Here is a 22,952-nt window from a genome sequence, read left to right on the forward strand (position 1 = left end):
CGTGACAGTAGGAGATGGAATGTCAGAAGCCCGCCGACGAGGTAGACAGCGAGTGGGATCGTCGTCACCAGCCATATATGATCTAAGGCTCGGTCCCAGGCCCTGAGCAGCGAGAATTCTCTTGCAAGATCGGCGACCGGTCCCTTCGCCATAGTACGGCGAGGATCAGGAGTGCGGCGAAAACGGCAGTTAAACCGTACAAAGGCCGAACGGAGCGTGGTCTGGGTCAGATTGTCGCCCACAAGTGCTGCTCTAAGAGCGACCAGAATGACGTGCTCGGCTTTGCCGAACTCGTTCGCATCAGCTGGTATCGCGAAGTCCGCATCAAAGAGCGAGCGGAGTCAGACCATCCGCTCGAGCCTGGTCGCGCGTGCCCGGCGTGTCGGCATTCGCCGGGATTTCAAGAACCAGGTGCGAAGCATGCTCAAGGAATAGGGCCTGCTGTTCGCCGGGCGATCGGTTGCCGCTTCCGCCAGCATGTGCGCGAACTCCTGGTCGAGGACCACGTGCTTCGGCGGATCCGCTGCTCGCCATTAATGAGCAAGCTCGATGACGAGATTCTTGCCCGGGCCCGGGCGTCAGGTCCATACGGGATACGGTCGGTCGAAACCATCGGCGGATTGCGTTCAGCTACTCCGCCTACGCGAGCGGAGCCGGTAAATACGGCCCGACGTCCTGGTGAAAAAATTGAATTGCGGGCCCGGAGGTGAGCCCGCACTTCTCAAGGGACGGTGTCAATTGGCACTGAGCGCGCAGGTTCCGGCGACGGAGCCGCTTCCGCTCCAGTAGGTCAGATCCTGGTAGCCCGAAGGCAGCCCCTCCGCCCCATAGATCTGGATTTTGCCGGGCACGGAAAAGACCTTAGCGCCATTGCGCACGAGCGAAAATATTGGCTTTCCGGGTTGCAACGGCACCTTGAACGATGAGACTCCAGCGGGCGCATCCTGCGTGTAGGTTGCGTTGCCAAGCGTGACCGTCAGCGTCCCCGGCGTCTTCAGGAAAGCGAGCAGCTCGATGTTATTCTCAGCCGGCGTCCCGATTGCCGTGCTCACCTTTTGGGACTGCATCGGGGCAACGGCGCCGACGGGCTCCCGACGGTAGAAGTAATAGAGAACGTCATGCGTGATCGCCGGCTGCGTGCCGGTGAGGAACCACGTCGCGTAGTACAAATTGAGGTTGTAATAGCCTGTGCCGATATCATTGGCGAGTGTTTTGTCGGTGTATGGTTCGACTTGACCAGATTCAGAGAAATCGCCCCAGGTCACAATTTGCGTCCAATCCGCACCACCATTGATTGCGCTCATCCACGACCTTCGGAANNGGGCGCTGTTACTCGCTTCCCACAGACGATTATTCTTCGGCCGGTACTGTTGCACCTCGATTGGCATCATGAACATCTTGCCGTAGGTGTTGAGCGAGAAGGCTGGTGCTGACTGGATATTTGCCATGGCGGGCACGGTCGCCGTTCCCCAGTCGCTATACCCATAGCTTATGGACTTGTAATCGCTCGCATATCTTGCCCAGCCCAGAAATGTCGGCACGAAGGCGACAGATATCCCCTCAGAAGCCAATTGATTGAAGATCGATTTCCACCAGTCACTCGTGACATCATAGCTGGCGTTGAAGGCCGTAACGACGAGTTTGCCGTCGCTTAGCCTGTATGAGGATTGGCTTTGTGCGGCGCGCCGGATGAATGCCAAGGCTGATTCTCTTTTGTCATCGCCCCGGGCTTCGGCGTTATCCAACGCATTCATGTCAAGCATAATCATGATCTTGAAGCGAGGATCCACCTGCTGAGCGGCGCGCAACAGGAGATTGANGTGGCTGTTTGGGTCGTTGACCTGATCGACGTCCATCGCATTGAAGGTAAAACCCGTGAGCCCGCGGGCTATGGCCATTCTCACTTCGCGCTTGATGTTGAGCAGTTTCCAATCCCGGCTGGAAACCGGAGTAACCGGCAGCGGGCGTTGCCGCAAAAACCCTCCCCGGTCGAGATATTTGCCATTCTCCCCGTAGGGATTGAGATACTGGGCGTTATAGTAATCGGTTGCAGCTGGCTGGTTGCTCATCGACAAGGGGAATGGATAAAAATAATGACCGAAGACCTCCTTCTTCGAGGCGAAAAGAACGTCAGTTGACACCGGATCAAAAGCCAAGCACGGGTCCGTAGTCCCAGCTGCGGAAGCATTCGAATGTAATGCAAAAATACCGCACAATATAGATGCTGCCGCAAAGCCCTGTATTGCCGAGGCAAATCGGCTATGTGACTTTGCATAGGTATGCGTATTCATCGATACAATCTCCGTAAACGAGGCCGTTTATTTTGGAGTGGGAGCGCCGCATGGACCGATCGATTGAAACTTCCACTCTAACGCCTACTTTTGATTGTACCAAAATGGCACTGCATAACGCAAAAGTTGTATTTTCACGGATAATTCTGACAATTTCGGCGCATCGCCTAACAGCCCGTTGACGAAGTCCGGCGACTCTGACTCCCTGGGTTGATCAGGAACTGGGGATTGCTTCCGATGGCGCTGGGTCGGCAGGGGGATCGGCAAGGTGATCTGGTGGTGACGTGGCGGGAGATGCCGCGGTCGCCGGGGCACGTTTTCTACGATCGGCTTCANGGGGTGCTGCTCGATGCCGGGTTCGATGCGTTCGCGGAGGTGACCTGCAAGCCGTACTACGCGGCGAAGTTGGGGGCACTGTCGGTTCCGCCCGGTCGGTACTTCCGGATGCACATGTTCGGTTATTTCGAGGGGATCGACTCCGAGCGCNNGGGGATCGAGTGGCGTTGCGCGGACTCGCTGTCGCTCCGGGAGTTTCTGCGGCTGCGGACGACCGAGCGGGTGCCGGACCACTCCTGGCTGTCGAAGACGCGCTCGCGCCTGCCCGCCGAGGTTCACGAGACGGTGTTCGGCTGGGTGCTGGCGCTGATCGCCGAGCACGGCCTCGTCAAGCGCGAGCGGATCGGCGTCGATGCCTCGACGATGGAGGCGCACGCTGCGCTGCGGACGATCGTCCGCCGGGACTCCGGCGAGACCTACCGGGAGATGCTGAAGCGGATGGCCGCTTCGAGCGGCATCGAGACGCCCTCGGCCGATGATCTCGTTCGCATTGATCGCGCCCGCAAGGGCAAGAAGCTGTCCAACGCGGACTGGGTGAGCGGGACCGATCCCGAGGCGAAAATCGCCAAGATGAAAGACGGGACCACGCAGCTGGCCTACAAGCCGGAACACGCCGTCGATCTCGACACCGGCGCCGTCGTTGCGGCCGAGATCCACCCGGCGGACGACAGCGACACGACGACGTTGCCGGGCACGNNCGTGGAGGCGGCGGAGGCTAACCTGGCGAAAGTCGATCGCGCGCCGACGGCGGCCGTGACGGCCGAACTCGTCGCCGACAAGGGTTACCACTCCCGNGGGGTGCTGAAGGATCTCGACGGCGGCGGCGTCTGGAAGACGCGANNGATCGCCGAACCGCAGCGCAAGTGTTTCTCTCGCTGGAACGGCGATACCGAGGCAAGTGACGCCGTCTACGCCAACCGCAACCGCCTTCGTTCCGAGATCGGCAAGGCAGCGATACGAAAACGGGCCGAGATCGTCGAGCGGTCGTTCGCTCACACTCTCGAACGCGGCGGCATGCGCCGGACCTGGCTCAGAGGGCGGAAAAACGTCCACAAGCGCTACCTGATCCACGTCGCCGGCTACAACCTCGGCATCCTGATGCGCCATCTGATCGGCGGNCCCCCGAAGGAGGCCGCCGCCCGCGGCCGGGTGCTGCTGTTCGTCGCTCACCGCGAGGAAATCCTGGCGATGCTCCTCTTTGCTGTCCATGACGCCGACGGCCGTGGCGACTTCGGCTTCCTCATCTTCGCCATCACCGCCAACCCGCCATGATCACGATGGGCACATCATCAACGGGCTGTTAACGATGTCTGCCGGCGCCCAGCGGTTGAAGGCGCCGGCATTGGACAGCGCCGCCAGACGGTGGCGGTCATCTGCTGCGGCAGCGGTCAGGAGAAAATCGCGGGTGAAACGAAGGAGCGGAGACCGGAAGCAACAGCTCCGGTGCCGTGACGATCGGGCGCCGCTGGCAGCCGAGGGCGACGTAGCGCCGCGCGGGCGGCGGCCACGGGGTGAGGTGCTGTTGCTGGCTCTTGGTTCAGCCGGCGGTGCACATTGCCACCGCCGGCGCCGCGGCGGCGTTAGTGGCGGGCGGGCGTCATCTTCGGCCGGGACATCGACACGTCCGCCAGTTGCACCAGTTGGGTCAATGACTTTCCGGCGCGTATGCCATCGTTTGGTGGTGGCTATTTCGGCTCCGTGCAACGTCGGATTCGTCGCCGATCCCATCTACGCCAACCTGAGCACTCGCGCGCCACCCAGGCGACAATCGTCGCCGACAGCGGGCAGAAACCCGAAGACAACGTCCACGCCTACGACGCCCACGACGTTACCACTCTTCTCAAACCGAAGCTGCAGCTCCGCCGAGCATGGGTAGGGTCGGCTACCGCCCCGCAAATCCGCCGACGCGAGGTCCTGATACCGAGCTCAGTAGAGCCCAACTTGAACAGTGAGAGCGGAACGCAGTGGGAACATTGGTGTGTAAGTCGTTGATATTATTAGATCAACGTTTTGGGTGGCGCTGGGTGTAGTAGAACATTTGCGCTCTTCTATCTGATTCTGATTGATTTTCTAGAGAGCATGTTGCGGAGAATCTTTATATTTTTATCCGCGAAAAGAGCTCGCTGAACAGATGCCGCCGCTGCTCGAACAACTGCTTTTCGATGACGTCCTTGACGCAGCGGGGTACCAACGCCCCGTCGGCGATCGGCCCCATCTCCTCGCCCAGCCATGGTGCAGCTGCAGGCCGACGGCGCCGGGAATCGCGTAATCGGCCATCCACCTCTCGCAGGCTTGGTCGGAGCCGGAAATGAACAGCCCGTGCAGGACGGCAACAAAGACCGCCCGCTAGCAGCCTGTCGGACTTAACGCGAGGCGGAGCTGTGGGTTATAGAATCCGGGCATGGATTCACGCCCCCGGCCCGGACCTCTTCGGCATGAGCAACTTCCGCCCGATCGACCGCGACAGCGGATTTCTGATGCCGCCGTCGGTGGACGAGTGGCTTCCGCAGCGGCACTTGGCGCGGTTCGTGGTGGAGGTGATCGCGGGGCTGGATCTGCGGCCGATGACCGGCAGCTACCGTGGCTCTGGGGAAGCGTCCTACCACCCCAGCCTTCTGCTGGGCATTCTGATCTACGGCTACGCCACCGGGGTGTTCTCCAGCCGCAAGCTGGAGCGGGCGACCTATGACAGCGTGGCGTTCCGCTTCATCGCGGCGAACGATCATCCGGACCATGACACCATCGCCGCGTTCCGCCGACGCTTTCTGCCGCAGATCGAGAAGCTGTTCGTCCAGGTGCTGGTGCTCGCGCGCGAGATGGGCGTGCTGAAGCTGGGAACGGTCGGGCTCGACGGGACCAAGGTCCACGCCAATGCCAGCCGGCACAGCGCGCTGTCCTATGACCATGCGGGCAAGCTGGAGGCCCAACTGCAGGCCGAAGTGGCCGATCTCATGGCCAAGGCAGAAGCGGCGGACCAGGTGGACATCGCTNNGACGGCATGTCGATCCCCGACGAACTGGCGCGACGTGAGGAACGGTTGTCCAGGCTCGCCGAGGCCCGGGCGAAGATCGAGGCCCGCGCGAAGGAACGCTTCGAACGGGAGCAGGCAGACCATCAGGCGAAACTCGCAGCACGGGACGCCAAGGCAGCGGCCACCGGCAAGAAGCCCACGGGCCGTGAGCCGAAGCCGCCGGTGGCGACGNCCGCTGCCCACGGATCAGATCAATCTGACCGACGAGGAAAGCCGCATCATGGCGGTGGCGGGCGGCGGTTTTGAGCAGTGCTACAATGCGCAGGCGGCGGTGGCGGCGGGCAGTCTGCTGGTGGTGGTCGCCGACGTGGTGCAGGCGCCCAACGACAAGCAGCAGCTTACACCCATGCTGGACAANGATCGGCACTCTGCCGGACGTGCTCGGCAGGCCGGACATGCTGTTNNGGCGGACAATGGCTACTTCAGCGAGGCGAATGTGCAGGCCTGTGTGGCCGGCGGGATCGAACCGCTGATCGCACTTGGTCGCGAGGCGCATCATCTCAGCCTGCAAGAGCGCTTCGCTGCGGCGCCACCGGCGCCCGAAGACCCCACCCCGGTTCAGGCGATGGCGTATCGGCTGCGCACACCGCAGGGCCGCGCGCTCTACGCCCTGCGCAAGCAGACGCCCGAGCCAGTGTTTGGCATCATCAAGTCCGTGCTGGGGTTCCGGCAGTTCCTGCTGCGCGGGCTCAATGCCGCCCGTGGCGAGTGGAGGCTTGTGACCATGGCATGGAACCTGAAGCGGATGTTCGCCCTCAGCCGCGCCGTCCAGCCTGCGCGGCCAGTTCCGCAGGCGCGCCAGCGCGACCGCACCGCCCAAAATGGCGCTGACAGAGGCGCCGACGCACCGATCCCTACGCAGGTCCGGCGACGCCCGAGACGCAAGTCCGACAGGCTGCTAGCCTCATCAATCCCCTCATTTAAGCTATGTTCGTCAGTTGGGCGGTGATTGGTTTGTTTTTTAGCATTTCGAGGAACCTTTCGATCAACGGCCGGAGGCGGGGTTCGGGCATGGCCGGGATGAGGTCGTAGAGCATGCAGCCCTGGCGGAACAGGGAATGGGTTCGGCGTTTGGCGGTGTTGACCTTGAGGTGGCGGTCCATGCCGAGCGCTTCGCCGGCCTCGCCGAGCAGGGTGAGGAACAGCACGGCGAAGGCGTTGAGCAGGAGCAGGCGGTCGCGGCGCTGCGGATCGCCGATGCGCACGGCGCCGAGCCCCATGCCGAAGCGCAGATCTTGGTGTCGCGGAAGCTGGGCTCGATGGTCCAGCGTCTGGCGTAGAGGTTGACGATTTCGCGGGCCGATGCGTCTGCCTTGCTCGTCGCCAAACACCAGGGCTCCTTCATCGCCTTGGCGTGGACACAGACGACGGCGCCGACCGGTTGCGCGGCGGCAGTGACCGAGGCGCCGCGCAGATGGCGCGCCCGGCCGCCCTTGCCGACCCACTCGGCCGCCGCCCGGCTTTCTCCGTCGGCGGCGTCGACGCGGATGTCGCCGCGGAACCGGATGACATAGGCGAAGCCCAATTTCGTCAGATAATCGAACAGTTTGCGGTCGCCGAAGCCGCGGTCGGCGAGGATCGTCGCCGTCGTCCCCGCCGGCAACACCCCGGCAAGGCGGCCGAGACACGCATCCTCGATGGCGTTGCGCTGGCCCGCCAGTTCCGCCTTCAGCATCGTCAGCCACAACAGCGGCGTCGCCCGGCCGTGCCCGGTCACCAGATTGAGCGCCAGCGTCGCCTGCCCGTCGGCGTCGAAATCGGTCCAGTCCATGGCGACGACGATTTCCTTGCGGCCGCCAACCGCCTCCGGAACCCATTGCCCGAACATCTCCCAGACGGAGACGCCGGCGTTGCTCAGCAGCCTGTCGACCTGTTTGACCGCATGCTTGGTCAGCAATCCCCGCGCCTGCGCCAACGCATGGCCGATCATCGAAACCGCCAGCGACGCACCGGTCATCACCCCCAGCGTGCCGTTGGCCAGCGACGCGATCCGTTTGGCGTGAACATGCCCCGCGAAAACCCCATCAAGAAACCGACGAACGTCGGTCAAACGAAACTCAGGACGCGCTACCCCGTTCACTTCCCCACCCCAACCCTCGAAACCTTCCTCTCACCCTGCATAACCGACCGCCGCCGCAAAGCTCATCCGTAGCAACCCATTGATCCGTATCAAAACTCAAAATGAGGGGATTTGTCAACGGCGGAGCAATTCTGGGCCACTGTAGCGGAGTCAAAGCAGGCCATTTGGGCGAGAGCGGTGCAATCACGGCAAGGGGCCCGATCGGGCCCCTTGCCGTGCGTCGGCTTTGCCTCGGGGATCAGGGCTTGCTGGTTTCGCCGGTCTCGGGATCGACGGTCTCGGCGGTGGTCTGGTTTTGCTCCGCCCGATCGGCTGCGGTGGGGGACGACGACGTCCGGCGGATTGCTTCAACCGGTAGCTGTCGCCGTTCATGGTGAGGATATGGACGTGGTGGGTCAGGCGGTCGAGCAGCGCGCCGGTGAGCCGTTCCGATCCCAGCACCGAGGTCCAGTCCTCGAACGGCAGATTGGAGGTGACGAGGGTCGAGCCGCGCTCGTAGCGCTGGGAGAACACCTCGAACAGAAGTTCCGCCCCGGTCGGCGACAGCGGCAGGTAACCGAGTTCGTCGACGATGAGCAACATCACCGACTGGAGATCGCGTTGCAGCTTCAGCAAGCGGCGCTCGTCACGCGCCTCCATCAACTGGTGCACGAGGGCGGCTGCGGTGGTGAAGGCGACGGTGAACCCCTTCTGGCAGGCGGCAAGAGCGAGGGCGAGCCCGACATGGGTCTTGCCGGTGCCACTGTTGCCGAGCGCGATGACGTTCTCCCGGCGCAGGATGAACTCGCAGCGGGCCAGCTCGAGCACCAGCATCTTGTTGAGGCTGGGAATCGCGGTGAAGTCGAAGGTGTCGAGGCTTTTGACCGCCGGGAAGCGTGCTGCCTTGATCCGCCGCTCGACCATTCGGCGTTCTCGGTCGATCAGTTCGAGTTCCACCAGGCGCAGCAGATAGCGGGGATGATCGACGCCGTCGCGTGCGCATTCGCGGGCGATCTTGTCGTATTCCCGCAGAACGGTCGGCAGCTTCAACTGCTTGAGGTGATGCGCCAGCAGAACCTGCGGTGTGCCGCTTGTCGTTCCCGCCGGCATCGCATCAGCGCCCGCCTTGCCGGTCATGCCGTTGTCCCGGGAACGAGAACGGCGTAGTCAGCCGCCGCCGTCATCCTGACGTCCATTTTCGGCAGATGTGGATAGGCCGTCAGGTCGAGCCGGGCCGGCCGCCGCTCGACGCGCGCCAGAGCAATCTGCTTGACCGCATCAAAGCCGATGACGCCGAGCCGGATCGCTTCGCTGACCGCGCTCGCCACCATCTCCATCGGGATCGCCTCCATCAGCCGCAGCACCTGGATGAACTCCCGCCTGCCGCGGTTGCCCATGTGCGCCTCGAGGAGATGGCGCAGGTGCTGGAACGCCTCCGGCAGATCCCAGTCTTTCAGCGCCGCCGCCTGGTCGAGGGCATTCGGCTTCGTCTCGATCAGCGCCAGATAGTGCAGCGGCTCGAATACGAAGGTGCCCGTGCCATAGCAGCGACGATGCCGGGCGATCGCCTCGCCGGCACAAAGGATCACCACCTCGTCGACGAAGCCCTTCACCACAACATCCCGGAAGCCGTATGCCGTCGGTACCGAGTAGTCGTTGCCGCGGTAGCGGACCAGGGCGGTCGATGAGACACGGGCCGCCCGCTTCTCGCTCGGCTCCAATGGCACCGCCGGCAAATCCCGGAAGGCTTCGAGGTCGGCGACGAGACGCTCGCCGATGGTTTCGCCGTGGCGACCGGCGCGTTCGCCTCGTCGCTGCCGGCAGCGCTCTTCCAGCATGGCATTGAGATCGTCGAAGCTTGCCGCCTGGGGGATCGGCGTCAGGAAGTTCGATCGAGCATACTTCACCAGCCCCTCGACCTTGCCCTTGTCGTTGCCCTTGCCGGGACGGCCGAAGCGATCCTGGAACAGGTAATGGCTCTGCAGTTCCGTAAAGGCCCGGGTGCGCTCCCGCCTGCCGTCGCCGCAGATCTTCGCCACCGCGAGCGTCGTGTTGTCGTAAAGCACCGACAACGGCACGCCGCCGAAGAATGCGAATGCCGACACATGCCCGTCGAGGAAGGGCTTCCGTCGTCTCCGCCGGATAGGCCTTCACGAAAGGAGTATCCGATTGCGGCAGGTCCATGCAGAAGAAGTGGATCTTCTGCCGGACGCCGCCGATCACGCCGATCGCCTCGCCAAAGTCGACCTGCGCATGACCGGACGGATGAGCCAGCGGCACGAAGGTCTCCCGCAATCTCCCCCGAGCAACCCGGACGTAGTCCCTCACCACCGTCAGACCGCCGGCATAACCGTGCTCGTCGCGCAGTCGCTCGAAGATCCGCTTGGCCGAATGCCGCTGCTTCGAAGGCGCCGTCCTGTCGGCCTCGAGGATGGCGTCGATCACCGGCAGCAGCACCCCGAGCTTCGGCTTCTTCACCGGCTTCGTTCGCGTGTAGCCGGGCGGCAACGAGAACCGGCACATCTTCGAAACCGTCTCACGGCTCAGCCCGAACACCCGGGCCGCCTCACGCCGGCTGTTGCCCTCGATGAAAACGAAATGCCGAACGGCGGCGTAGACTTCCACGGCAAACATCCCCGGCCGCCCCCACAAAAAAGAGACAGCCTAACCACTGGCCAGATTTTACTCCGGCGCGGCCGCACCAATCGCCGCCGCTACGTGGCCTAATTTGTCACCGCCATACACAGGGATTCCTGAGCCGCGACCCGGCAACTATGCCGTGTTGCGCAGATCTGCCCTATCTAAGGTGCGCACCTAACCTATGCGGCCCGCGTCAGCACTATAGCAACCTGGCAAATCGGTAAGTTACCACCATCGGCGGCCGTCGCTGCCGGCGCAGCGGAACGTACGTGGTTTGATCTCCGAATTCTCTTTGGCTTCACCCCGTCCGGCGCTTCTGTGAACTACCCGACAAATTTTGCGGTTTCTTCAGCGGTAATATGCCTTCTGTGACGAGGAAAAATAAATTCCACGGCACAGGAAACAAAAGCGCGCTATCGCCGATTTTGGTGAAAAATTAACTCACCAAGACAAAATAGACAAAGCGAAGCGTGGATTGAAGAGGCATTAATCTCTTTAAGAGTGAGCCACCATGACCGCGACATCAACTTACAGTATTTCGGTGACGCAGGACATTTCCATTGCTGGAAACAATTCTGATTGCAATTTTGACGGCGCCTCGAGTACGAGCGCTGGTCTTGCGGAAGCGATGGGATGGGTCGGTCATGGTGGGGTCGACGCGGCCACGCAGCGTGGCGAAAAAGGTCGCGTCACCGAAGTCGCACCGTCCGTGAGCGGCGAAGACGTCGATTTGCGTTGGAAGGTGTTGTGCTCGCAAGCCCTCGCAGCAAGCGAAAAAGCGCTGTCCGATGAAGATCTTCTGGCTCTCCTGCTAACGCACGGCGGATCCCCTGCCACGTCGCGCCGGATGGCTACACAGCTGATTTCTCGCTTCGAGACGTTCGGCAGCGTCATCAGCGCGCGGACCGAACAAATTCGCAGCGCGGCGGACATCGACCCGGGCACGATCGACTTTCTCCGGTTGGTTCGCGCCGCTGGGACACGGCTGGCTCGCGAAGAGTGCAGCGACCGCCCGGTCGTCGATAGCTGGGACAAATTGATCGCCTACCTGCGGACAGCGATGGCTCATGAGACGATCGAGCAGTTTCGCGTCCTCTTTCTCGACCGCCGCAACGTGCTGATTGCGGACGAAGTGCAACATCGCGGAACGATTGACCACACGCCGGTTTACCCGCGCGAGGTTGTCAAGCGGGCGCTGGACCTCGATGCCTCGGCCATCATCATGGCGCATAATCACCCGAGCAATCACCCTGCGCCATCGAAAGCCGACGTCGAGATGACCCGCACGGTTCGCGAAATCGTGGAAAGCCTCGGCATTGCCCTGCATGACCACATCGTCATCTCTCGGCGCGGCCATACCAGCTTTCGTCAGATGGGGTTGCTTGACGGCGCGCCCTCCCACCGGCGGACCAATCTTGCCGACCACCAGCCTACGCTGATGGAGGCTGCTTAGGCGGCGCCCGGTTTCACTGGCCATCGATAGCGCCTTCTTCTATCTGGCCCATTGGGGTTATAATGACTGCGCCAGGTGCGTAATGCGGCGCTATCTGGCCTCAACTGGGGTCCCCCTCAGATCGCGACTGCTTTGTCACTCCTTAGTCCTCCGAAGGCGGCTCTGAGCAAACTGACGGCCAATCGTCTGGGCCATCGGCCGTACGCCGTCTGGGGAGCGGGCATTGGACTAGCGATCGGTGCCTTGGCGATTATCCTGGCTACGATACCGTTCGGGCTCGCTTGGCAGCAACGCCTCGATCTGGCGTGGCTGTTTCGCCTGCGCGGAGCGCTGACGCCACCGTCGGACGTGGTGATCGTCGCCATGGACAAGGAGTCGGCCGACGCGCTCGACCTGCCGACAAACCCCACGGAATGGCCCCGGGCGTTGCATGCCCGCCTCATCGACACGCTTACCGCCAGCGGAGCCCAACTCATCGCGTTCGATGTCAACTTTGCAGGGCGGCGAGACGATGCGGAAGACCGCCTTGCTTTCGCCGATGCAATGTCCCGTTCACGTCGTGTCCTCCTGCTCGAACAGCTGGAGCACCGCCAAAAGGTCGTAGCGACAGGAGACGCGCAAAGCGGCCTTTCACTCGAAGAGCGGCGCTTGCCATTACCGATGTTTGCCGAGGCGGCTCTCGGAACGGCGCCGTTTCCGCTCCCAAGATGGCCCAGCCGCGTCGACCGGTTTTGGACCTTCCTCGATCGGTACGGGGAATCNCCGACGCTGCCAGTTTTTGCGGTGCAACTGGCTGCGGGGAACGTGGTCGAAGCCTTGCCAAACCTTGAGACTGACAGGCCGCGCGATCTCCCGGAGACCAGCCACACGCCGGTCGTGGAAAGCTTGCCGTCGCCAGCGGTGGCGCGCGCGCAAGCGCTCCGCATCCAGTTGCAAGGATCGAGCGTCGATTCCATGCTGCGGAACGGATCCGAAAAGCCCAACCTTCAAGCGCTTCTTCACCTGTTCGCCGGTCCCGACGCGCGCTATCTCAACTTCTACGGGCCAGCGGGGACGATCCGGACAATTTCCTACCATCGGCTGATAACCGAAGATCGCGAGGCGTTGATTAGCTTGGCTGGAAAGTATGTCTTTGTCGGTTATGACGAGCTTCAGGGGCCGAGTAAAGTCGACACGTTCGACACCGTCTTCGCCGGCAGGAACGGTGTCGAGATGTCGGGCGTTGAAATCGCGGCGACCGCGTTTGCAAATCTGCGTGCTGACCAGACACTAAAGCGTCCCGACCTTATAGTAGCGGTTGCGGTGATACTCGGCCTTGCCATCATCGGGGCCGTCCTCATTTGCTGTATGCCGGTTGCCGTCGGCGTTCCCGCGACCGTCGCTTTCGGGCTCTCCTACTTAGTCCTGGCCTGTCTCATCTTCGCCCATCACAATCTTTGGTTGCCGCTCGCTGTGCCGCTCGTAATCGAGTTACCGCTCGTGGTCGTGTTCGGGGTGCTGGCACAGTACCTGCGTGCACGTCGGCGGCGGGAGGCAATGCAGCACGTGGTCGGCTACTACGTGCCGAAGGAGGTGGTGCACGAGATGGCCGATCATGCGGTTAATCCCCTCGCGGTCCGTGAAACCACCTACGCCGTCTGCCTCGCACTCGATGCCGAAAACTTTACCTCTCTGTCGGAGGCGTTGCCGCCGGAGGAGATGGCGACGTTCCTTAACGATTATCTTGCCGCGATTGACGAGCCGCTCGCTCGCCATGACGTCGATTTTAAGGAATTCCATGCCGATAGCGTCATGTGTGCCTGGATGTCGAGCGACATCGATGTCGTGGTCCGGGCGCGGGCTTGTCAAGCCGCCCTCGACGTGATCGACGCAGTCGCCGCCTTCAACACGAAACGGTCGGTGCGTCTCGGCGTCCGCCTTGGCCTGCATGCGGGGCTTGTCTTCCTGGGCAATGTCGGTGCCGGCGGGCAGTTTTCGTTCCGCATCCTGGGCGACATCGTCAACACCGCGTCGCGCGTCGAGGGCTTGAACAAGTATGTCGGCACCCGTTTGCTCGCCAGCGAAGAAGTCGTCGCCGACGTCGAGGGACTGCTCACCCGCCCACTCGGCCAATTCCGCCTCAAGGGCAAGAAGGCTGCCCTCGGGATCGTCGAGATCATCGCCGATGCAAGACATGCTGGTGACGAACAGCTGTTGCTCTGCCAGCGGTTTACCGCGGCGCTCGATGCGTTCCGCGCTGGACATAGGCGGCAGGCCGCGGCGCTCTTCACCGACGTGCTGCAGGGCTTTCCGGACGACGGTCCGGCGCGGTTCTATCTCGATCGGTGCCGGGGCCAATGGGGCGGTGATACCGCGAGCCGGGACACCGACCCGGTCATCCTTTTGGACAAGAAGTAAGTATGCGCGGGATCGAGCTTGGACCACGTGACGCCCTTCGACGTCAGTTGAAGGCCACCGTTAACGAGGCAACGGTACGCCAATCCTGATAATCGGCCGCCCCGTACGTCGCATTGTCGGCGATCCACTGATGTCCCGTGGTTCCTTCGACGCTGAACGTTGCGGAATGCACCGACTGCTCCCAGCGAGCGCCGACGAGGGCATAGTGAGCTCGCCCAGAGTTGGCGATGAAATTGGGCGAGTAGGCGTACTGGCCGAGCAGGCTGAAGTGTTCGCTTAGCGGAATGCTCAGCTCCAGCGGGATTTCCCAGTACTGATAGCTTGCACTCGATTCGCCAGCGACCAAGCAAGTGAGGTGACGACCGCCGATAGTCCAGCCGAGGGCGGCAAGTGTCCCGGTGAGGCCGCCTTCAAGATCGAACTCGGTGGTGGCTGCGCCGCCGTCCTTGACTCGGCCATTCGCCCCGCGGACCCGCAGGTAGGGTCGGGCCCCCGCCAATCCAACGTCGACAGAGTAGGTGAAATTCCCTTCGCCGACAGGAGCGTCCATAGTGTTGCTGAAGGACTGAAATAGGGAGACGACGCTGATTTCGCCCAAGAGTTCGCCGGGAAGGACGCCACTCGCCTCGTCCTGCCGAGCGCGTCGCCATGCTTCAACGTCGGGTGCAGATCCGTCACCGTTTACATCCGCCGCTGTTGCCGCCGGCTGCATCGGCACCGCTACCGCTTGCAGGCCGGCATCTTTGCTTGGTGTCTGGTCCTTTCCCCCGGCGATTGCTGGCGGATAGACTTGCTCTCCGGCTCTCGCGGATGGCAAGAAGGTAGTTAGCGTTACCGCGATGACGATCAGAATGGCTCCGCAGCGGGTCATTGCATTCACTCCGGCCATTGGGCCCTATACTGTAGAGTCTCAATCTACCCCATTGAGGTTAATCTTCTGTTGCGCGGGTTGCGGTTTTTCTATGGGGAGTCGGAGGCTTCGCTCCGTTGGTCGCCGCGAGACTAGAGCGGAATCTGGGTCATAGCCGCACGACCGAGGTGCTGTTCCGCGAAGGGGCGATCGAGCGTTTTTGAGTTCGTCGGCATGCAGGACGACGAGCGCTGTCGCCCACGACACAGGCGACAGCGCGCCGCACGCCCATTGCTGCGGTCGATTCCAGGCAGTTCAAGTCAGGGCGGCATTTCGCCTCCCGGCTGGGGCTGACCCCGCGCAAACGTTCCACCGGCGGCAAGACGCGGCTTGGCGGGATCAGCCGCGCCGGTGACGAGCGGTTTCGCCAGTTGCTAGTTGCTGGCGCTGGGAGCGACCGCGGTGCTCAGACGGGCCAAGCCGGGAGAGGCCTCGGCATGGCTGATCGCTTTGCTGGTGAGGCGGCCGCGCAAGCTCGCGGCGGTCGCGGTGGCCAACAAGATGGCCCGCATCGTGCGGGCGATGATGTGTGGGGTTTGGTGACATCCTTTCACTTTTCGGGCTTCGGTCGTATGCTGTTTCCAGATTATCAATCGCTTATTGGTTGATGATGCGGTTGCGGCTGTGGAGCTGTGGGCGGTAACTGCCGTCCATCAGATCCACAGCCATCCGGACGTTGCCGGAGAGCTCATGGACGCAAAAACTCGTCTCGGCTGGGTTCAGCTTNNTTACGAGCAACTTGGCGACGCCGGCGTGGTTTGCCGCCGTTGTGGCATTTCGCGGCCGACGCTGCGGAAGTGGTGGCGCCGGTACCAGGCCGATGGCGTCGCTGGACTGAAGGACGACAGCCGGCGTCCACACCACTTGGCGAAGCAGAAGGTGTTCGCCGAACAGGAAGCGCTTGTTCTCGAACTCAGGCGTTCCCGCCACCTCGGCATCAAGCAGTTGCGCAGCGAGCTGTTGCGGCAGCACGGGCTTGGCCTGTCGCTCGACACGCTGCATCGCATCCTGGTCCGCCACGGCGAGCAGCATCTGAAACGACCAAAGCTGACCCGTAAGGGCAAGAAGCGATATAGCCGGCCAGTACCCGGCGACCGGGTGCAGATTGATGTCTGCAAGATCGTCCCCGCCGTCTATCAGTACCCGGCGATCGACGACTGTTCACGCTACCGCGTTCTCGGCGTCTATTCCCGCCGCACCGCCGCCAACACCCTGGACTTCCTGGACCGACTGATCGAGGAGATGCCGTTTCCGATCCAGCGCATCCAGAGCGACCGCGGCTTGGAATTCTTTGCCGAAAACGTGCAACGGCGGCTCATGGAGTGGGCCATCAAGTTCCGCCCGATCAAGCCGCGGTCGCCGCATCTGAACGGCAAGGTCGAGCGATCGCAGCGGGCCGACCTGGAGGAGTTCTGGCCTACGGTCGATCCTCGCTCGCCGGACGTTNNAGGGGCGCGTCTCGCCGAATGGCAGCACTTCTGGAACTGGGAGCGACCACATAGCGGGCTCGGCGGCAAAGCGCCGATCGACCGGCTCNNTGCGCGAGCTGCTGGCGAAAATCCCGTCNNGGCCGAGGCCGTCGAAGCCGCTTACGACCCCGCCAAGGAACGCATCCGCCTCGCAGACTACACCATCGACTCAACCCTCGCGCGGGTGAAATGATGTGTGCAGACCCTACAGTTCACCTTCACCCGCCTGCCGCCCGGCCAGTGGCGCTCGGCGCGCACCACCAACGCCGTCGAACGGCTGCACGAGGAGTTCAAACGCCGTATCAAGACCCAGACCGTCCTGCCGTCGCCGGAGACCGCGGCGATGCTGTTCTGGGCACTGCTCGCCTCCGGACAGATCACCATGCGCAAGGTCGACGGCTGGCAGACACTGGCCACCAAACCAACCGACGCGGTCATTGACCTCGCCGCCTGAGCCGTTAACCTCAACCCGTCGGAGATGCCCATCACGGCAATTCCAACCACATTCCAGACAGCACCCCATTATGGCCCGCTGACCACAACCGCTCTCTCCTTGAACCTCCCCCGAATTGGTGGACACCTTTGCTAGGCTCCGTGAGGGGCAGGAAGGTGTTTGATGACGAAACCGCGTCGGAGTTTCACGGACGAGTTCAAGCAGGAGGCGATTGCTCTGTTGGTGTCGAGCGGCCGGCCTTTGATGCAGATCGCCGAGGAGTTGGACATTCAGCCGTCGATGTTGCGGCGATGGCCCACGGCGGTCGGGGTGCCTGCGGGGGTGTCGTCGCGCCCCGACACGCAAGCGACGCCTCCGCAGGCTGGCAGTCCCGGTGACCAGTCGGCCGAGATCGCACGCCTTCGACGGGAGGTCGAACGGTTGCGCATGGAACGAGATATTCTAAAAAAACTGTGGCCATCTTCTCGGAACCGCCGAAATGAGGTTCCGATGCATCGAGGATCAGCGCGACACCTGGCCGGTGCGTGTGCTTTGCGACGCACTGCAGGTTTCGGCCAGCGGCTACTACGCTTGGCGAGGTCGACCGGAAAGTGCCAGGGTTGCGGCGAACCGCGCTCTGCTGGCCGACGTCCGGCGCATTCACGAGCAGCACCGCGGCCGCTACGGCGCGCCGCGTATCCACGCCGCCGTGCAGGCCGAGGGTCGCTCGGTCAGCCGCGGCCGCGTCGAGCGGCTGATGCGCCGGCACGGCATCCGTGCGGCGACGCACCGCCGCTTTCGCGTCGTCACCACCGACAGCAAACACGACCTGCGATTGCCGAAAATCTGCTCGCTCAGACCTTCCTGGCTACCCGGCCGAACCAGATCTGGCTGGCCGACATCACCTCCACTCCCCACCGACGAGGGCTGGCTGTATCTCTGCGTCGTCCTCGTGTCAACGGCGGAGCAATTCTGGGCCACTGTAGCGGAGTAAAAGCAGGCCATTTGGGCGAGAGCGGTGCAATCACGGCAAGGGGCCCGATCGGGCCCTTGCCGTGCGTCGGCTTTGCCTCGGGGATCAGGGCTTGCTGGTTTCGCCGGTCTCGGGATCGACGGTCTCGGCGGTGGTCTGGTTTTGCTCCGCCCGATCGGCTGCGGTGGGGGGACGACGACGTCCGGCGGATTGCTTCAACCGGTAGCTGTCGCCGTTCATGGTGAGGATATGGACGTGGTGGGTCAGGCGGTCGAGCAGCGCGCCGGTGAGCCGTTCCGATCCCAGCACCGAGGTCCAGTCCTCGAACGGCAGATTGGAGGTGACGAGGGTCGAGCCGCGCTCGTAGCGCTGGGAGAACACCTCGAACAGAAGTTCCGCCCCGGTCGGCGACAGCGGCAGGTAACCGAGTTCGTCGACGATGAGCAACATCACCGACTGGAGATCGCGTTGCAGCTTCAGCAAGCGGCGCTCGTCACGCGCCTCCATCAACTGGTGCACGAGGGCGGCTGCGGTGGTGAAGGCGACGGTGAACCCCTTCTGGCAGGCGGCAAGAGCGAGGGCGAGCCCGACATGGGTCTTGCCGGTGCCACTGTTGCCGAGCGCGATGACGTTCTCCCGGCGCAGGATGAACTCGCAGCGGGCCAGCTCGAGCAGCAGCATCTTGTTGAGGCTGGGAATCGCGGTGAAGTCGAAGGTGTCGAGGCTTTTGACCGCCGGGAAGCGTGCTGCCTTGATCCGCCGCTCGACCATTCGGCGTTCTCGGTCGATCAGTGCGAGTTCCACCAGGCGCAGCAGATAGCGGGGATGATCGACGCCGTCGCGTGCGCATTCGCGGGCGATCTTGTCGTATTCCCGCAGAACGGTCGGCAGCTTCAACTGCTTGAGGTGATGCGCCAGCAGAACCTGCGGTGTGCCGCTTGTCGTTCCCGCCGGCATCGCATCAGCGCCCGCCTTGCCGGTCATGCCGTTGTCCCGGGAACGAGAACGGCGTAGTCAGCCGCCGCCGTCATCCTGACGTCCATTTTCGGCAGATGTGGATAGGCCGTCAGGTCGAGCCGGGCCGGCCGCCGCTCGACGCGCGCCAGAGCAATCTGCTTGACCGCATCAAAGCCGATGACGCCGAGCCGGATCGCTTCGCTGACCGCGCTCGCCACCATCTCCATCGGGATCGCCTCCATCAGCCGCAGCACCTGGATGAACTCCCGCCTGCCGCGGTTGCCCATGCGCGCCTCGAGGAGATGGCGCAGGTGCTGGAACGCCTCCGGCAGATCCCAGTCTTTCAGCGCCGCCGCCTGGTCGAGGGCATTCGGCTTCGTCTCGATCAGCGCCAGATAGTGCGCGGCTCGAATACGAAGGTGCCCGTGCCATAGCAGCGACGATGCCGGGCGATCGCCTCGCCGGCACAAAGGATCACCACCTCGTCGACGAAGCCCTTCACCACAACATCCCGGAAGCCGTATGCCGTCGGTACCGAGTAGTCGTTGCCGCGGTAGCGGACCAGGGCGGTCGATGAGACACGGGCCGCCCGCTTCTCGCTCGGCTCCAATGGCACCGCCGGCAAATCCCGGAAGGCTTCGAGGTCGGCGACGAGACGCTCGCCGATGGTTTCGCCGTGGCGACCGGCGCGTTCGCCTCGTCGCTGCCGGCAGCGATCTTCCAGCATGGCATTGAGATCGTCGAAGCTTGCCGCCTGGGGGATCGGCGTCAGGAAGTTCGATCGAGCATACTTCACCAGCCCCTCGACCTTGCCCTTGTCGTTGCCCTTGCCGGGACGGCCGAAGCGATCCTGGAACAGGTAATGGCTCTGCAGTTCCGTAAAGGCCCGGGTGCGCTCCCGCCTGCCGTCGCCGCAGATCTTCGCCACCGCGAGCGTCGTGTTGTCGTAAAGCACCGACAACGGCACGCCGCCGAAGAATGCGAATGCCGACACATGCCCGTCGAGGAAGGCTTCCGTCGTCTCCGCCGGATAGGCCTTCACGAAAGCAGTATCCGATTGCGGCAGGTCCATGCAGAAGAAGTGGATCTTCTGCCGGACGCCGCCGATCACGCCGATCGCCTCGCCAAAGTCGACCTGCGCATGACCGGACGGATGAGCCAACGGCACGAAGGTCTCCCGCAATCTCCCCGAGCAACCCGGACGTAGTCCCTCACCACCGTCAGACCGCCGGCATAACCGTGCTCGTCGCGCAGTCGCTCGAAGATCCGCTTGGCCGAATGCCGCTGCTTCGAAGGCGCCGTCCTGTCGGCCTCGAGGATGGCGTCGATCACCGGCAGCAGCACCCCGAGCTTCGGCTTCTTCACCGGCTTCGTTCGCGTGTAGCCGGGCGGCAACGAGAACCGGCACATCTTCGAAACCGTCTCACGGCTCAGCCCGAGCTTCGGCTTCTTCACCGGCTTCGTTCGCGTGTAGCCGGGCGGCAACGAGAACCGGCACATCTTCGAAACCGTCTCACGGCTCAGCCCGAACACCCGGGCCGCCTCACGCCGGCTGTTGCCCTCGATGAAAACGAAATGCCGAACGGCGGCGTAGACTTCCACGGCAAACATCCCCGGCCGCCCCAAAAAAAGGAGACAGCCTAACCACTGGCCGGATTTTACTCCGGCGCGGCCGCACCAATCACCGCCGCTACGTGGCCTAATTTGTCACCGCCATACACATGCACCAGTTGATGGAGGCGCGTGACGAGCGCCGCTTGCTGAAGCTGCAACGCGATCTCCAGTCGGCGATGTTGCTCATCGTCGACGAACTCGGTTACGTGCCGCTGTCGCCGACCGGGGCGGAACTTCTGTTCGAGGTGTTCTCCCAGCGCTACGAGCGCGGCTCGACCCTCGTCACCTCCAATCTGCCGTTCGAGGACTGGACCTCGGTGCTGGGATCGGAACGGCTCACCGGCCCGCTGCGATCGCTCGACCTTGCCGTTCAGATGCGGCGACCGCGGCTTGATCGGGCGGAACTTGATGGCCCACTCCATGAGCCGCCGTTGCACGTTTTCGGCAAAGAATTCCAAGCCGCGGTCGCTCTGGATGCGCTGGATCGGAAACGGCATCTCCTCGATCAGTCGGTCCAGGAAGTCCAGGGTGTTGGCGGCGGTGCGGCGGGAATAGACGCCGAGAACGCGGTAGCGTGAACAGTCGTCGATCGCCGGGTACTGATAGACGGCGGGGACGATCTTGCAGACATCAATCTGCACCCGGTCGCCGGGTACTGGCCGGCTATATCGCTTCTTGCCCTTACGGGTCAGCTTTGGTCGTTTCAGATGCTGCTCGCCGTGGCGGACCAGGATGCGATGCAGCGTGTCGAGCGACAGGCCAAGCCCGTGCTGCCGCAACAGCTCGCTGCGCAACTGCTTGATGCCGAGGTGGCGGGAACGCCTGAGTTCGAGAACAAGCGCTTCCTGTTCGGCGAACACCTTCTGCTTCGCCAAGTGGTGTGGACGCCGGCTGTCGTCCTTCAGTCCAGCGACGCCATCGGCCTGGTACCGGCGCCACCACTTCCGCAGCGTCGGCCGCGAAATGCCACAACGGCGGCAAACCACGCCGGCGTCGCCAAGTTGCTCGTAAAGCTGAACCCAGCCGAGACGAGTTTTTGCGTCCATGAGCTCTCCGGCAACGTCCGGATGGCTGTGGATCTGATGGACGGCAGTTACCGCCCACAGCTCCACAGCCGCAACCGCATCATCAACCAATAAGCGATTGATAATCTGGAAACAGCATACGACCGAAGCCCGAAAAGTGAAAGGATGTCACCAAACCCCACATGGCGGTCTTGCATATAGACTCTCGCTTGCTGGTCGGTGACGGGTCTGCCCGGCACGTCGGGACCTCCGTTTCGCTACAGAGTTCCCGCTCATACCGGCCCGCAGCGCACCCATCCCCGAGGAAGACGAGCGCGCCGCCGTCTCCACCCTACGGCCGGGCTACGCCCGCCCTCCGGCTGGAGACGGCGGCCAACTTGGCTGTGTCGGCGCCGGACAAGATGGTTGTCGCTGCTCAGAGGACCTGGATGCGCCCCAAAGCGGCGCATCCGATAATGCCGACGATGCCGTCAATGCCTGCTGGAGAAGATCAGTCAGGGCCGACAGCGCATTCACGCTGACAAAGGGTGCCGTGGCCAGGCGCGGCGCATCCGGGCAAGCTGCCCGCTCGAACATCCAGGCCGGAACCTCCAGCCAGCGGTCCGCCGCCCACCTTCTCGATCGCGTCATGGATCGCTACCCGCGTTCCGAACCACGGATGCCACCGATAAATCAGCTCGCGAAAAACGGTCCCGTGGGCGTTCTCAAACCGTGTTGCACAACCGTCAGCGGCTCCACTCCGCCCTCGGATACCGCACTCCCGAACCGGCACAGCTTCAAGCCGCATAACCCGGTGTCCACGTTCCCGGGGAAGATCAGGAGGGAGAGGGAATGATACGATGCCCGCTGGCGATCGATCTTCAGTGCGTGACCGGTGAACCTGCGCGCGACGTGGTGTTGTTACCAAGCCCCGCAGGCTGCCGTCCGGTTCAAGCGACGTAAAGGAACATAGTCAATATTCGCGGCGATCCGGGCAACGTCGCCATTAGCGGAAAGCCTACTTCTTCTTCGCCACGGCCACCGACTTAACCGAGCCGCTCGGGGTAGCCACCGCCGCCCGCCTCGCCACCGAGATGATCATAAATTGCTTCGATGGGGCGGTGCCGAGGAAGGATGTCGGCTGGGACGCCGGCACCGCCGCACGCAGCACAACAGCCGATATCGGCGCGGCGGCAGTGGGCATCGGCGAAACAGCCCCGAAACCAGCAATGGCAAGAGCAATCGCGGCAACCCGAAGGTGGAAATAATACCTCATCTACATGTTCTCCTGTGAAGGGTTGCAGAATTAGCTTCCGCCTGCGCAAAAGTACCTCACATGGGGTAGATTATATGTGAGGGTGGCCACAATTTTCCAGTATTTTTAC

8 protein-coding genes and 10 pseudogenes are annotated in these 22,952 nt (G+C 62.9%); 9 read left to right on the forward strand and 9 right to left on the reverse strand.

Translation table 11 applies throughout. The features are described 5' to 3' along the window. Positions 1–734: 734 nt before the first annotated feature. Complete coding sequence (locus HQ394_RS13365; protein ID WP_190260647.1) at positions 735–2,291, reverse strand: glycoside hydrolase family 71 protein; 1,557 nt, start codon at positions 2,289–2,291, stop codon at positions 735–737. A 294-nt stretch (positions 2,292–2,585) separates the two neighbouring features. Between HQ394_RS13365 and HQ394_RS13370 the strand changes: the two genes are divergently transcribed. Together HQ394_RS13370 and HQ394_RS13375 are read left to right on the forward strand one after the other, a co-directional pair. Beyond that, on the forward strand, positions 2,586–3,899 hold the full coding sequence (locus HQ394_RS13370) for a transposase (RefSeq protein WP_456151614.1): 1,314 nt from the start codon (positions 2,586–2,588) through the stop codon (positions 3,897–3,899). Between the two features lie 1,163 nt (positions 3,900–5,062). Then, a pseudogene (locus tag HQ394_RS13375) lies at positions 5,063–6,415 on the forward strand (transposase); the annotation flags it as partial. A gap of 163 nt (positions 6,416–6,578) precedes the next feature. On the opposite strand, the pseudogene HQ394_RS13380 reads toward HQ394_RS13375, so the two are convergent. From HQ394_RS13380 to istA (HQ394_RS13390), 3 pseudogenes are all read right to left on the reverse strand, one after another. Next, positions 6,579–7,708, reverse strand: a pseudogene (locus HQ394_RS13380) (IS4 family transposase). 268 nt (positions 7,709–7,976) lie between these two features. Then, a pseudogene (gene istB, locus HQ394_RS13385) lies at positions 7,977–8,827 on the reverse strand (IS21-like element helper ATPase IstB). A 23-nt stretch (positions 8,828–8,850) separates the two neighbouring features. Continuing rightward, positions 8,851–10,351, reverse strand: a pseudogene (gene istA, locus HQ394_RS13390) (IS21 family transposase). A 517-nt stretch (positions 10,352–10,868) separates the two neighbouring features. On the opposite strand from istA (HQ394_RS13390), the gene radC reads away from it, so the two are divergent. Next, positions 10,869–11,810 carry a RadC family protein gene (gene radC / locus HQ394_RS13395; RefSeq protein WP_223291574.1) on the forward strand — a complete coding sequence of 314 codons (942 nt, stop codon included), beginning with the start codon at positions 10,869–10,871 and terminating at the stop codon, positions 11,808–11,810. A gap of 75 nt (positions 11,811–11,885) precedes the next feature. Further along, complete coding sequence (locus tag HQ394_RS13400; protein ID WP_456151434.1) at positions 11,886–14,207, forward strand: CHASE2 domain-containing protein; 2,322 nt, start codon at positions 11,886–11,888, stop codon at positions 14,205–14,207. A gap of 43 nt (positions 14,208–14,250) precedes the next feature. On the opposite strand, the gene HQ394_RS13405 is transcribed toward HQ394_RS13400, so the two are convergent. Continuing rightward, positions 14,251–15,078 (reverse strand): hypothetical protein, encoded by an 828-nt coding sequence (locus tag HQ394_RS13405; RefSeq protein WP_190260650.1) that lies wholly within the window; start codon positions 15,076–15,078, stop codon positions 14,251–14,253. A gap of 293 nt (positions 15,079–15,371) precedes the next feature. On the opposite strand from HQ394_RS13405, the pseudogene HQ394_RS13410 reads away from it, so the two are divergent. The 4 genes and pseudogenes from HQ394_RS13410 to HQ394_RS20045 form a co-directional block, all read left to right on the forward strand. Then, positions 15,372–15,630, forward strand: a pseudogene (locus tag HQ394_RS13410) (transposase); the annotation flags it as partial. A gap of 177 nt (positions 15,631–15,807) precedes the next feature. Continuing rightward, positions 15,808–16,779, forward strand: a complete 972-nt coding sequence (locus HQ394_RS13415; RefSeq protein WP_190260651.1) for an IS481 family transposase — start codon at positions 15,808–15,810, stop codon at positions 16,777–16,779. Between the two features lie 18 nt (positions 16,780–16,797). Beyond that, positions 16,798–17,040, forward strand: a pseudogene (locus tag HQ394_RS13420) (transposase); the annotation flags it as partial. Positions 17,041–17,202: 162 nt separating this feature from the next. After that, positions 17,203–17,971 (forward strand): annotated as a pseudogene (locus HQ394_RS20045) (IS3 family transposase); the annotation flags it as partial. 126 nt (positions 17,972–18,097) lie between these two features. Here the strand turns inward: HQ394_RS20045 and istB (HQ394_RS13435) are convergent. Continuing rightward, a complete protein-coding gene (gene istB, locus HQ394_RS13435) occupies positions 18,098–18,976 on the reverse strand; it encodes an IS21-like element helper ATPase IstB (protein WP_317628949.1) in 879 nt (292 codons plus the stop codon). After that, a pseudogene (gene istA / locus HQ394_RS13440) lies at positions 18,973–20,560 on the reverse strand (IS21 family transposase). The gene istB (HQ394_RS13435) and the pseudogene istA (HQ394_RS13440) overlap by 4 nt, the downstream one beginning before the upstream one ends. Before the next feature lie 113 nt (positions 20,561–20,673). On the opposite strand from istA (HQ394_RS13440), the pseudogene HQ394_RS13445 reads away from it, so the two are divergent. Then, positions 20,674–20,913 (forward strand): annotated as a pseudogene (locus tag HQ394_RS13445) (ATP-binding protein); the annotation flags it as partial. Here HQ394_RS13445 and HQ394_RS13450 read toward each other — a convergent pair. Both HQ394_RS13450 and HQ394_RS13455 read right to left on the reverse strand, forming a co-directional pair. Continuing rightward, positions 20,908–21,609 (reverse strand): annotated as a pseudogene (locus tag HQ394_RS13450) (DDE-type integrase/transposase/recombinase); the annotation flags it as partial. The pseudogenes HQ394_RS13445 and HQ394_RS13450 overlap by 6 nt on opposite strands. 976 nt (positions 21,610–22,585) lie before the next feature. Continuing rightward, entirely contained in the window at positions 22,586–22,843 is a 258-nt protein-coding gene (locus HQ394_RS13455; protein ID WP_190260653.1) for a hypothetical protein, read from the reverse strand. Between the last annotated feature and the right edge of the window lie 109 nt (positions 22,844–22,952).

Origin of the sequence: Defluviicoccus vanus (genome assembly GCF_014672695.1) — a bacterium.
Taxonomy (GTDB): Bacteria; Pseudomonadota; Alphaproteobacteria; order Rhodospirillales; family Defluviicoccaceae; genus Defluviicoccus; species Defluviicoccus vanus.

Coding starts and splice junctions, on each gene's coding strand:
- radC (WP_223291574.1), top strand. CDS start 10,869: ATGACCGCGACATCAACTTACAGTATTTCGGTGACGCAGGACATTTCC.
- HQ394_RS13405 (WP_190260650.1), bottom strand. CDS start 15,078: ATGACCCGCTGCGGAGCCATTCTGATCGTCATCGCGGTAACGCTAACT.
- istB (WP_317628949.1), bottom strand. CDS start 18,976: ATGACCGGCAAGGCGGGCGCTGATGCGATGCCGGCGGGAACGACAAGC.
- HQ394_RS13455 (WP_190260653.1), bottom strand. CDS start 22,843: ATGAGGTATTATTTCCACCTTCGGGTTGCCGCGATTGCTCTTGCCATT.